This window comes from Winogradskyella marincola (assembly GCF_029624125.1).
GTDB classification, from domain to species: domain Bacteria; phylum Bacteroidota; class Bacteroidia; order Flavobacteriales; family Flavobacteriaceae; genus Winogradskyella; species Winogradskyella marincola.
In genome coordinates this window covers 425,957-438,466 of record NZ_JARSBN010000002.1, presented here as the reverse complement: position 1 = coordinate 438,466, position 12,510 = coordinate 425,957, and the positions used below count along the sequence as shown (strand labels likewise).

Annotated in this window: 9 protein-coding genes and 1 tRNA gene; 6 read left to right on the top strand and 4 right to left on the bottom strand. The window is 33.6% G+C overall.

Features of this window, described 5'->3' with window-relative positions; translation table 11 throughout:
• The first annotated feature begins 14 nt into the window (after positions 1–14).
• The 3 genes from P7122_RS05220 to uxuA all read left to right on the top strand — a co-directional run bounded on the left by P7122_RS05220 (position 15) and on the right by uxuA (position 4,545).
• Positions 15–2,216 carry a glycoside hydrolase family 3 N-terminal domain-containing protein gene (locus P7122_RS05220; RefSeq protein ID WP_278004720.1) on the top strand — a complete coding sequence of 734 codons (2,202 nt, stop codon included), beginning with the start codon at positions 15–17 and terminating at the stop codon, positions 2,214–2,216.
• Between the two features lie 113 nt (positions 2,217–2,329).
• Positions 2,330–3,154: a T9SS type A sorting domain-containing protein gene (locus P7122_RS05215; RefSeq protein WP_278004719.1), complete on the top strand. Its 825-nt coding sequence runs from the start codon at positions 2,330–2,332 to the stop codon at positions 3,152–3,154.
• A 203-nt stretch (positions 3,155–3,357) separates the two neighbouring features.
• On the top strand, positions 3,358–4,545 hold the full coding sequence (gene uxuA, locus P7122_RS05210; RefSeq protein ID WP_278004718.1) for a mannonate dehydratase: 1,188 nt from the start codon (positions 3,358–3,360) through the stop codon (positions 4,543–4,545).
• 186 nt (positions 4,546–4,731) lie between these two features.
• Here uxuA and P7122_RS05205 read toward each other — a convergent pair.
• Positions 4,732–4,805, bottom strand: a tRNA-Ile gene (locus P7122_RS05205).
• A 77-nt stretch (positions 4,806–4,882) separates the two neighbouring features.
• On the bottom strand, positions 4,883–5,287 hold the full coding sequence (gene mce, locus P7122_RS05200; protein WP_278004717.1) for a methylmalonyl-CoA epimerase: 405 nt from the start codon (positions 5,285–5,287) through the stop codon (positions 4,883–4,885).
• Between the two features lie 107 nt (positions 5,288–5,394).
• Here mce and rbfA point away from each other — a divergent pair, with 107 nt between their 5' ends.
• Positions 5,395–5,787, top strand: a complete 393-nt coding sequence (gene rbfA, locus P7122_RS05195; protein WP_278004716.1) for a 30S ribosome-binding factor RbfA — start codon at positions 5,395–5,397, stop codon at positions 5,785–5,787.
• Positions 5,788–6,990 (top strand): ABC transporter permease, encoded by a 1,203-nt coding sequence (locus P7122_RS05190; RefSeq protein ID WP_278004715.1) that lies wholly within the window; start codon positions 5,788–5,790, stop codon positions 6,988–6,990.
• On the opposite strand, the gene dusB is transcribed toward P7122_RS05190, so the two are convergent.
• Together dusB and P7122_RS05180 are read right to left on the bottom strand one after the other, a co-directional pair.
• Positions 6,987–7,979: a tRNA dihydrouridine synthase DusB gene (gene dusB, locus P7122_RS05185; RefSeq protein WP_278004714.1), complete on the bottom strand. Its 993-nt coding sequence runs from the start codon at positions 7,977–7,979 to the stop codon at positions 6,987–6,989. The two genes, P7122_RS05190 and dusB, sit on opposite strands and share 4 nt — an antisense overlap.
• 173 nt (positions 7,980–8,152) lie before the next feature.
• Positions 8,153–10,558 carry a TonB-dependent receptor gene (locus P7122_RS05180; protein ID WP_278004713.1) on the bottom strand — a complete coding sequence of 802 codons (2,406 nt, stop codon included), beginning with the start codon at positions 10,556–10,558 and terminating at the stop codon, positions 8,153–8,155.
• A 154-nt stretch (positions 10,559–10,712) separates the two neighbouring features.
• On the opposite strand from P7122_RS05180, the gene lepA reads away from it, so the two are divergent.
• Positions 10,713–12,509, top strand: coding sequence for a translation elongation factor 4 (lepA, locus tag P7122_RS05175; RefSeq protein WP_278004712.1), 1,797 nt, complete (start codon positions 10,713–10,715; stop codon positions 12,507–12,509).
• Position 12,510 lies beyond the last annotated feature (1 nt).

The window sequence follows — 12,510 nt, the reverse complement described above, 5'->3', positions numbered from 1 at the left end:
AAAAATCAACTTCAATGAAAAAACTATGTTTCGCCTTAGCCATATTTGTTATGGTTGCTTGCTCTCATAAAACTGAAAATAAAACGGCCAATTACAAAGATCCTAATGCACCTATTGAAGAACGTATAGAACATCTAATAAGTCTAATGACTTTGGATGAAAAAATTATGCAAATGAACCAATGGACATATGGTAAAAATGCTAATCCTAATAATATTGGTGAAAAAATGCGTGAGGTGAGTCCAGAAATTGGTTCATTATTATATAGAAGCACCAATCCAGAATACCGTAACCAAATCCAGAAAAAGGCCATAACAGAATCTCGACTTGGCATTCCAATCATCTTTGGTTTTGATGCAATTCATGGTTACCGCACAATTTTCCCTATTCCGTTAGCACAAGCCTCTTCATGGAATACAGAGTTGGTAAAAACATCGAGTGCTATAACAGCTAAAGAAAGTTGGTTATCAGGGTTAGACTGGACCTTCTCTCCCATGGTAGATGTGGCTCGCGATGCACGTTGGGGACGTGTGTCTGAAGGTTATGGAGAAGACCCTTACGCCAATTCTGCATTTGCAGTAGCAGCTGTGCAAGGCTACCAAGGTTCTAATTTAAATGATAAATACACTATAGCAGCTTGCTTAAAGCATTTTATAGGCTATAGTTTATCTGAAGGTGGACGAGATTACCATTATAGTGATATTTCAAACCAAACGCTATGGGAAACTTTTATGCCTCCTTTTGAAGCTGGTGTAAATGCTGGTGCAGCCACTTTAATGAGTAGTTTTAATGATATTTCTGGCATACCTGCTTCAGCTAATCACTATACACTTACAGAAGTGCTAAAAAACAAATGGAAACACGATGGGTTTGTGGTATCGGATTGGGGCTCTGTTCGTAATCTTGTAGAACAAAGTGTTGCTGAAGATTTAAAAGAAGCTGCCCAAAAATCATTTATGGCAGGAATTGAAATGGATATGGTAGATAACGCCTATATTGACTATTTGCCAGAGCTTGTTGAAGAAGGAAAAGTGCCAATGACATCAATTGATGAAGCGGTTAGACGTATTTTAAGAGTAAAAATGAAACTCGGACTATTTGAAAATCCTTATGTAGATGTAGTTTCCGAAAAAGAGCGTTACCTTCTCCCTGAATATTTAGAAATAGCTGAACAATTATCTGCTGAATCTTTTGTACTTCTTAAAAATGAAAATGAAACACTTCCTATAACCAGTAAGTATAAAAACTTAGCCATAATAGGTCCTATGGTTAAAGACTCGGTACACATTATGGGTTTTTGGGAAGGTATGGGACGACCACAGGATGTTAAAACCATCTATGAGGGCTTAGAAAAAGAATTTAAAAATAAAGCAACCTTAAATTATGCTCTTGGTTGCGATTATGATGGAGAGGATAAAAGCGGTTTTAACGCTGCCATACAAGCCGCAAACAAATCGGATGCTGTGATCATATTTTTAGGCGAAAAAAGACATTGGAGTGGAGAAAACGGATCCCGTTCAACTATTGCCCTACCTAAAATTCAAGAAGATTTAGTAGAAGAACTTAAAAAAACCAATAAACCTATCATTCTAATGCTTTCTAGTGGACGACCATTAGAATTAATGAAATTAGAAAAAATGGCAGATGCTATTGTGCAAATATGGCAACCTGGAACAATGGCAGGACCTGCGGTTGCTGGCCTACTTTCTGGGAGACATAATCCTTCTGGAAAATTAGCAATGACATTTCCACAAACCACTGGTCAAATTCCTATTTATTATAATATGAGACAAGCTGCCAGACCAACCTTAGGACACTACCAAGATATTCCTCGAGATCCATTGTATTGGTTTGGCCATGGGTTAAGCTACACCACCTATGAGTATAGTGAAGTAAAATTATCGTCTAAAACCATCACAAAAAAAGACACACTTATTGCTGAGGTCACAGTTTCAAACACTGGCAATCATGATGGAAAAGAAACCGTTTTATGGTTTATAAAAGATCCTTTTGCATCGATATCTCGACCTATAAAAGAGTTAAAACATTTTGAAAAGCAAACTATAAAAGCTGGTGACAAAGTAGTATATCGATTTGAAATTAACCCTGAACATGACTTAAGCTTTGTAGATAGTGAAGGTAACAGACATCTCGAAAATGGAGATTTCTATGTCATTGTAAACGATCAAAAGGTTCATTTTAAACTTGTTGACTAATAAATCAAAATGTAATATAACACATTACACCTCCCTTTAAAGTATGAATAACACACCTGCTTACATGCTTTTAGTAATAATTTTATAACAAATAATTAATTAAACAATTTATTATGAAAAAAATTACATTTATGCTTTCTCTTGTCCTAGTATCATTAGGATATTCTCAATCGACGCTAGGGTATTATACAGAAGCTACAGTTACAGAAACAGTTGCTACACAAAACCTTAATGGAGATGGTGTTACCATCAACTCTACATTTGCAGATTCAGGAACCGACGGAGGCAACCAAGTTATTGAGGTTGTCGGTAATACTGGAGGTGTCAGTAACTACCAAGGTTATTTTAACTATCCTGGGAGTCCTAATCAAGATTTAAGTAGTTACAGTTACTATCATTTCTCTATGAAATCATCTAGTCCACAACCCACAATCATAAGATTTGAAGATGCCACTGGGCAACAAGCTAATTTTGATCCAACAACTTATGGTTTTTCTTATGATGGTAACTGGCATACGATGGTAATTCCATTTACAGATATTTCATCTCAAAATTCAAGCTTTGATTTTACAGATGTTAATAATATATTCTTTGTCAAAAGCACACCAGGCGATGCTGGTTCTGTTGTACCTGAAACTTATATTTTTTACATAGATCATGTCTATTTTTCTACTAGTAGTGATGTTTTATCAACTGAAAATTTTGAGATAACTAAATTTAATTTATATCCAAATCCTGCAAAATCAGAATTAAATATTAGTACTAATAGCGCTTTAGATATAATACAATTTTACAGTGTTTTAGGGCAAGAAGTGCTAGTTGTTAGACCTACAGAGAATAGTTCAACCATTAATATTTCAAACTTAAAAAGTGGGTTATACCTTATTAAGCTTACAGTAGGCAGTAATACAATTAGTACAAAATTTATAAAGGAATAGAACTTAATTATCATAAAGAGATTATTTAAAGATTACTTTTTAGGTAATCTCTTTTTTTTGTAAAAGAAGAAATACACAAATAACATTAACCGATATCGTTTAAAAATGAATAAAACAATTGTTCTAACAGGAGCAGGTGGAGTTTTATGTAGTACCAATTGATGGCGGATTTTCTGCCTATAGTGGTGTTTAAAAATAAAAAAATGAGACAAAATTTAGAACAAACATGGCGTTGGTACGGACCAAATGATCCTGTTTCTTTATCAGATATAAAACAAGCAGGAGCTACAGGAATCGTTTCTGCATTGCACCATATTCCAAATGGAGAGGTGTGGACAGTCGAAGAAATCAATAAAAGAAAAACAAGTATAGAGAACCATGGGCTCACGTGGTCTGTTGTAGAGTCGGTACCTATTCATGAAAACATCAAAACCAAGACTGGAGATTACCAATTGTATATTGACAACTACAAACAAACCTTATTAAATTTAGGGTCTTGTGGTATAGATATCGTTTGCTACAATTTTATGCCTGTTTTAGATTGGACGCGTACCAATTTAGATTACGAAGTTTCGGATGGATCTACTGCTCTACGGTTTGAAGCCGCTTCTTTTGCTGCTTTTGAATTGTATTTATTAAAAAGACCTGGTGCTGAACAGCACTATTCTAATACCCAAAAAGAACAAGCTGCTTCGTTTTTAAAAAACACCTCTGAAGACGAACAAAAAACCTTAATTAGAAATATTATTGCAGGCTTGCCTGGTGCCGAAGAAGGCTACACCTTAGAAGAATTTAACGCCATATTAGCAACCTATAACACCATTGGTACAAAAGAATTAAAAACGAATCTATTTTCATTTTTATCGGCAATTATACCTACTGCAGAACAAGCTGGTATTTTAATGTGTATTCATCCAGACGATCCTCCTTTCCCAATTTTAGGTTTACCAAGAGTGGTTTCAACAGAGCAAGATATTATTGATATCTATGAGGCAGTTCCATCACATAACAACGGATTAACCTTCTGTACGGGTTCTTTTGGAGTTAGAGTAGATAATGATTTAACGGGAATGATAGAACGCCTTGGAGAACGTATTCATTTTATTCATTTGCGAGCGACCAAGCGTGATAACGAAGGTAATTTTCACGAAGCGGATCACTTAAATGGTGATGTTGATATGTATGCCGTAATGAAAGCTTTAATTAAAGAACAGCAAAAACGTATAGAAGCAGGTCGTAAGGATATTAGAATGCCGTTTAGACCCGATCATGGTCATAAAATGTTAGATGATTTAAAAAAGAATACTAATCCAGGTTATTCTGCTATAGGGCGCTTACGTGGTTTAGCAGAATTACGTGGTTTAGAATTAGGTATAAGACGGTCATTATAATATAGTCTAAAATGACTTAGGGATAACCATTTTAAAAACATGATAATCAATAAACTACATCATTATTTTATTAAAGAATAAACTCTATATCTTGAAAGCAAATAATAGCAATGGTTTCATAATAAGGTTTTAATAAAGACTGAGAGTCCAACAAAAAAAGCCTCACAATACTGTGAGGCTTTTTTGTGGTCCCACCTGGGCTCGAACCAGGGACTTTCTGATTATGAGTCAGATACTCTAACCAACTGAGTTATAGGACCCATTAGCATACTGCTAACAATACTCTTTTAAAAAGAGTGTGCAATATTACTACATATTTTAAAACTCTACAAGAAAATTATTCCTTAATGTCTTGACATAACTCTATTAATACACCATTTGTTGATTTTGGGTGTAAAAAAGCTATCAATTTATTGTCTGCTCCCTTTTTTGGTTTTTCGTGAATCATCTTAAAACCCTCTTCTGTTAATCTGGCTATTTCGTTTTCAATATCATCAACAGCAAACGCAATATGATGAATGCCTTCGCCTTTCTTTTCTATAAATTTTGCTATTGGACTATTCTCATTCGTAGCTTGTAATAATTCTATCTTGTTTGGTCCACACTCAAAAAAAGATGTTTTTACACCTTCACTTTCTACATCTTCAATCTTATAATGCTCTTTTCCAAATAATGAAGCAAAAAGATGATTTGAAGCATCTATATCTTTTACCGCAATGCCAATATGTTCGATTTTTTTCATTCTATTAAATTAAATTTTTGTCAAAGAAATGAATTCCTTTGTGTACAAACTATCATTTTTGCTATATAAAAATACCATAATCTTTAAATATACTCTACTTTTGCACTATGGAAAGTAATAGACAAAAGAAAATAGCTGGTATTTTACAGCAAGATTTAGCAGAGGTATTGCAACGCGCAGCATCTTCTGGTGGATTAAAAGGTGTAATTATTTCTGTATCTAAAGTAAGTGTTACAGTAGACCTGTCCATTGCCAAAGTTTATCTTAGTATTTTTCCTAATAAAGAGGCTAAAGGGCTTTTAGAAGGTATACGCTCTAATACTCCTCTTATTAGACATGAATTGTCTCAGCGAACGCGCCATCAACTTAGACGTATGCCTCAACTAGAATTTTTTATTGATGACTCCTTAGAATATATTGATGGTATAGAACGTTCTCTTAAAGGTAAAGACAATCCGCTTGAAAACAACGATTTATTAGACAAGCGCAAAAAATCTTAAGTGAATTTCTCGCTATACATAGCTAAACGTTATCTGCTTTCTAAAAGTAGTAATAATGCTATAAATATTATGACACTAATTGCTTCTGCAGGTGTTATTATTGCTGCTGCCGCACTATTTATAGTGTTGTCGGTTTTTGCCGGATTAAAGAACTATAGCCTTCAATTTTCTTCATTTGTTGATCCTGATTTAAAAATACTTCCTGCTGAAGGAAAATCTTTTGAGTTTACTGATGCTGATAAAAACAAATTAAACAAAATAAAAGGTATAGCTTCTTTTTCTGAAGTGATAGAAGAACGGATTATTATTAAATCTGAAAACAAAAATCTGCTTGCAACCCTTAAAGGTGTTGACTCTAATTTTCTAAATGTAACTCATATAGACTCTATGGTTACCAAAGGATATTGGTTTACTCCAAACAGTAATGAGGTTGTTTCTGGATGGGGAATATCTCATAATCTTTCCTTCGGAATTTTAGACTTTAGAAAAGCTTTATCTATATATGTACCAAAACCAGGAAAAGGACAAATAAGCTCTATAAAAAGTGCTTACAATGCTGTATATGTTAACAATGTTGGCTTGTTTGATATAAATGAAGAACTAAACGATAAGTATGTGTTTTCTGATATAAACCTGGCGAAACAACTACTAAATTATAACGACAAAAAAATTAGCGCAATAGAATTAAGACTTAGCGCTGATGCAGATGAAGATAATGTTAGAAAAGCTATCAACACTTCTTTTAATGGTAGATTTAATATTAAAAATAGAGAGCAACTTAATGAAGCTTTGTTCAAAATGTTGAACACAGAAAACTTAGCTATTTATCTCATTTTTACCTTAGTAATTATTATAGCCCTTTTTAATGTTGTTGGTGCTATTATAATGATGATTTTAGATAAAAAGACATCTCTAAACACGCTTTTTAATTTAGGCACAGAACCAAAAACAATAAAATCTATTTTCTTTTGGCAAGGCAGTCTTATGACTGTAATAAGTGGTATTATAGGTGTTGTTATAGGCTTAATTGCTGTCTTTGCGCAGCAAAGCTTTGGATTAGTGATGCTAACACCAGATTTAGCCTATCCTGTGGGTTTAAATATCTTTAATGTATTTATTGTATTGGCTACAATTTTTGCTTTAGGAATAGTAGCATCTCGTATTGCTTCGCAAAGAATAACAAAAAAACTAATACAGTCTTAGATAAACTGATAATCTGAAAATTTCTCTAATACTTCATCAAAAGTATCGAAAACATCTTTAGAGTCGTCGCTTGTTACCATTTTCATACGATACTCCTTAAAGTTTGGAATACCTTTAAAATAGTTGGTATAATGTCTTCGTGTTTCAAAAACACCTAGCTTTTCACCTTTCCAATCTATAGACATTTGTAGATGACGACGAGCAGCTTCTACTCGCTCTTGCATAGATATTGGTCCTAAATGCTCTCCTGTTTTAAAATAATGCTTTACTTGCTTAAAAAACCAAGGGTTACCAATAGTTGCTCTACCAATCATAGCTCCGTCCAGGCCATACTCATCTCGCATTTCTACAGCACGTTCTGGAGTATTAACATCTCCATTTCCAAATACAGGAATATGCATTCTTGGATTGTTTTTAACCTCAGCTATTGGTTTCCAATCAGCGTTACCTTTATACATTTGGGCTCTTGTACGACCATGAATTGCAATTGCTTTGCAACCTACATCTTGTAGTCTTTCTGCCACTTCAACAATTTTTATTGAGTCGTGGTCCCATCCTAATCTGGTTTTTACAGTAACAGGCAAATTGGTGCGTTTTACCATTTCGGCAGTAAGTTGCTCCATAAGACAAATGTCTTTAAGGATTCCTGCTCCTGCTCCTTTAGAAACTACCTTTTTTACAGGACAGCCAAAATTAATATCTATGATATCTGGATTAGATTTTTCTACAATATCTATGGTTTGCAACATGCTTTCCATATTGGCACCAAAAATCTGAATACCAACAGGACGCTCTTTTTCATAGATATCTAGCTTCATAACGCTCTTAGCGGCATTACGGATAAGGCCTTCGCTAGATACAAACTCTGTATATACTACGTCTGCTCCTTGCTCTTTACATAGTGCTCTAAATGGAGGATCACTCACATCTTCCATTGGTGCTAACAACAACGGAAACTCACCTAACTCTATATCGCCTATTTTTACCACTTGTAAATTTTTAGGGCAAAATTACATCTTTTTCACATACTTAACGCATATATTAAAAAGCCTGTATAAGTTAAGCTTTATAACGCATTACTTGAGTAGTGCAAGTATCTCTTAAAAATTTGCTCCGTAAGATGAGATGCACTTCTTAATTTATAATAAATCGTTGTGTGTATTTAATTTAAATCTTTTAACCTATCTCTACCTTCTTCTGAGGTTGAACGTTCGTTGGTGTTAAGTTTGGTGTTTCCAAATTTATAACTAAATCCAAGTTTTATAAGTCTATTATCTAAATCAATAAAAGTTTTGCTGGATTGGTTTAGATATCGTGTGCTACTATAAAAGTCCTGATCGTTAAACAGGTCTGAAATAGATAAGGAAATATTTCCTTTTCGTTTTAGAATAGATTTAGACACGCTAAGCTCTGAGGCTAATCTGTCTTCTATAACCTGAAATTGTTGTAAGTTCTTCCCAATCCAATAAACAGCTAAATTAATATTTAGACTTCTATCATGTAACAAAGAAATGTTATTATTAATTGAACTATAATTAGACCATTGGTCTTGTTTTACAAAACCTTCACCAAAATTAGACTCTTCAGTAATGTTATAAAACGATGTTACAAAGTATAAATTCCAGATGTTTGTTGGATAATAATCAAACGAAAAATCAAATCCGTATTCTGTTTTCTTATCTAAATTAGTTGGTGTGTAAGAGATTATATTGGTTTCGTTATTCTGCCTTGGTAGTTCTGCAATGTTACCATCATAATTCATGTAATAAGCTTCAACGGTAAAATGTTCTAAAAAATTGGTTCCTATTACATAATGATCTCTATATGTAGGTATAAGATTAGGATTACCAAGAACTAATGTGTTTTCATTTAAGAAAAATGTAAACGGATTAAGGTTTGTATAACTTGGTCTAGTAATGCTTCTTTTATAGTTTGCATAAGCACTCATATTATCAGAAACGTTATGCGTTACACTAGCATTAGGAAACCAATTAAAGTAATCTTGTTTATTGGTTTCGTTTAAGGATATAGATTTGCCTTCAATATTTGTTTGCTCTACTCTTAATCCAAAATTAACTTCCCATTTATCCCAAGATTTGCTGAAGTTAGAATATGCCGCAAACACATTTTCATCGTAAACAAAAGCATCTGTATTATTAGAATTTAGGACCTCTTCCCCATTAATAATATCAAAACGAGAAATATCACTATCTGTATTAACGTTAGAAAATTTTAGACCAGCACTAAAACTCGATGAGTTTTTAAGTGGTAAGATATAATCTAATTTACCTGTTAAAATCTGAGTATCTTGATTAGCAATTGTTTTGAACTGAGAGTCGTTAGCATCTATAGGCTCATCCTGAAAAACTTTTTGATCTCGCTCATAATCATAAGCCGTGTGATGCGCATTAAAGGTTAAACTAGATGCGTTTTTAAAATCGTGTTTGTAAACAAAGTCTGTCCCAATATTAAATTTATTATCTCTAGATAAGTTGTCTGCCGTAAAGCTTGATAAAAAATTATTATCAGCATCAAAAATATTGGTGTTGTTATCAATTTTGTATTTAAAATATGGAGTATACAATCCTGTACTTGTAAGACTTAAAGTATTTCTTTCATCTATAAAATAATCTAGATTAAGATTAAGATTGTGAGTTTCTGTCCATGTATTTCTGTTAACATTAGAGTTCCAAATCTCATCTATTTCATTAGACATATCTAGATAATTTACACGATCATCTTGGTCTCTATTGATCTTTTGATTGGTGTAACTATAGTTAACGTTAACATTAATTTTATCATTTTTAAAATAATGACTTGTACCTGCATTATATCTAGGAAACACACCTTGGGTATAGTTTGTTTGTACACTTCCTCTATAACCTGTAACTAAGTTTTTGGTCATTATGATATTAATAACTGATCCGCTATCTGCATCATAACTAGCAGGAGGATTGGTTATAACCTCAACAGATTTTATACTGTTTGCTGGAGCACTTTCTAACAATTGCATTAACTCATCCGAAGTTAGTTGAACTCTCTTATTGTTAATGTAAATAGCTGCTGGTGCACTTTTTATATTTATGCCTCCATCGCTAACAATAATCCCAGGTGTGTTTCTAAGAACACCAAGCGTAGAGCCTTCTGTAAGAGCTGTATTTTCAACATTAAAAACAAGACGATCTGGTTTTCTGGTGATTGTAGGTTTTTTTGCTACGATGGTAACTTCGTCTAGATTTTCAGGTATTTCTTTAAGAATTATAGATTTAAAATCTAAATTTCCTGTTAGAACAACTTTTTGTTCAAATTCTTCTAAACCGATAAAACTTACTTTAAGATAATAAGTACCTTCTTCTAGGTTATCTAGATTAAAAAAGCCTTTATCATCTGTAGATGTGCCAATTAAAAATTCTTTTTCTTCACCTTGAAAAAGAATGATATTAGCTAATTCTATTGCGTCATTGTTAACATCAACAACCTTGCCTGATATAGAAAAATCCTGAGCAGAGGTACTTAATGAAATCGCAAATAGAAATGTACAAAAAAGAGAACGTAGGTAAATAATCATTAGTTAGTTTTGTAACTGCAATATAAACATTGTTTTTTACTTTATAATATGGTTTTTACGTAGTTCAACTACGTTTAATTGTTCTTTTTTGTTGTTACAAAGCTTAAGAAATGGATTATATTTGCAGACTTAATGTCGCCTTAGAATAAGAGAAATGAAGAATATTCGCAATTTTTGCATCATTGCACATATAGACCACGGAAAGAGTACACTAGCTGATCGCTTACTAGATTTTACAGGTTCTGTAACGGATAGAGAAAAACAAGATCAGTTATTGGATAACATGGATTTGGAGCGCGAGCGTGGTATTACCATAAAGTCTCACGCTATTCAAATGGAATATACTTATAAAGGCGAACAATATATTCTTAATCTTATTGATACTCCTGGTCACGTAGATTTTTCGTATGAAGTATCGCGTTCTATTGCTGCATGCGAAGGTGCGCTTCTTATTGTAGATGCTGCACAAAGTATACAAGCCCAAACTATTTCAAACTTATATTTAGCCTTAGAAAACGATTTAGAAATAATTCCTGTTCTAAATAAAATAGATTTACCTAGTGCAAATCCTGAAGAAGTAACCGATGATATTGTAGATTTACTAGGTTGCGACCCTTCTGAAGTTATTCCTGCAAGTGGAAAAACAGGCCTTGGTGTAGAAGACATTTTATCTGCAATTATAGAGCGTATTCCTGCTCCTCAAGGTAATCCTGAAGAGCCTTTACAAGCACTTATTTTTGATTCGGTTTACAACCCTTTTAGAGGTGTAGAAACCTATTTTAGAGTTATAAATGGATCTATTAAAAAAGGCCAAAACATCAAGTTTATTGCCACAGGAAAAACCTATTTTGCTGACGAAGTTGGAACTCTAAAACTTACTCAGGTAAAAAAACAAGAGATTAAAGCGGGTGATGTTGGTTACCTAATAACAGGTATTAAAGATGCTCGCGAGGTTAAAGTTGGTGATACAATTACAGATGCTAAAGAACCAACTAAAAACGCCATTTCTGGATTTGAGGATGTAAAACCAATGGTATTTGCAGGTATTTACCCAGTAGACACAGAAGATTATGAAGAACTTAGAGCTTCAATGGAAAAACTTCAGCTTAATGATGCTTCCTTGGTATTTGCTCCAGAAAGTTCTGCTGCTTTAGGTTTTGGTTTCCGTTGTGGTTTCCTTGGTATGCTTCACTTAGAGATTATCCAAGAGCGTTTGGAGCGTGAGTTTGATATGACGGTAATTACTACAGTACCAAACGTAAGTTACCATGCCTTTACCAATAAAAATCCTGATGATATTGTTATTGTAAACAATCCTTCAGATTTACCAGAACCTTCAACCTTAAACCGTGTTGAAGAACCTTTTATAAAAGCAACTATTATTACCAAGGCCGATTTTGTTGGTCCTGTAATGAGTCTATGTATAGAAAAACGTGGACAGATAACAAATCAAACCTATTTAACGACTGAGCGTGTTGAATTGAGTTTTGATATGCCTTTAGCAGAAATTGTATTCGATTTTTACGATCGACTTAAAACCGTTTCTAAAGGTTATGCGTCTTTTGATTATTCTCCAATTGGTATGCGTGCTTCTAAGTTAGTGCGAGTAGATATCTTATTAAATGCTCAAACTGTTGATGCGCTCTCTGCTTTAGTGCATACCGATAATGCTTATACAATCGGTAAAAAGATGACCGAAAAGTTGAAGGAATTAATACCAAGACAACAATTCGATATTCCTGTGCAAGCTGCTATTGGAGCAAAAATTATTGCCAGAGAAACTATTAAAGCGCTTCGTAAAGACGTTACCGCAAAATGTTATGGTGGTGATATTTCGCGTAAGCGTAAACTTCTTGAAAAGCAGAAAAAAGGTAAAAAGCGTATGCGACAAGTAGGTAACGTAGAGATCCCTCAGCAAGCGTTTATGGCAGTGTTGAAGTTGAATGATTAAT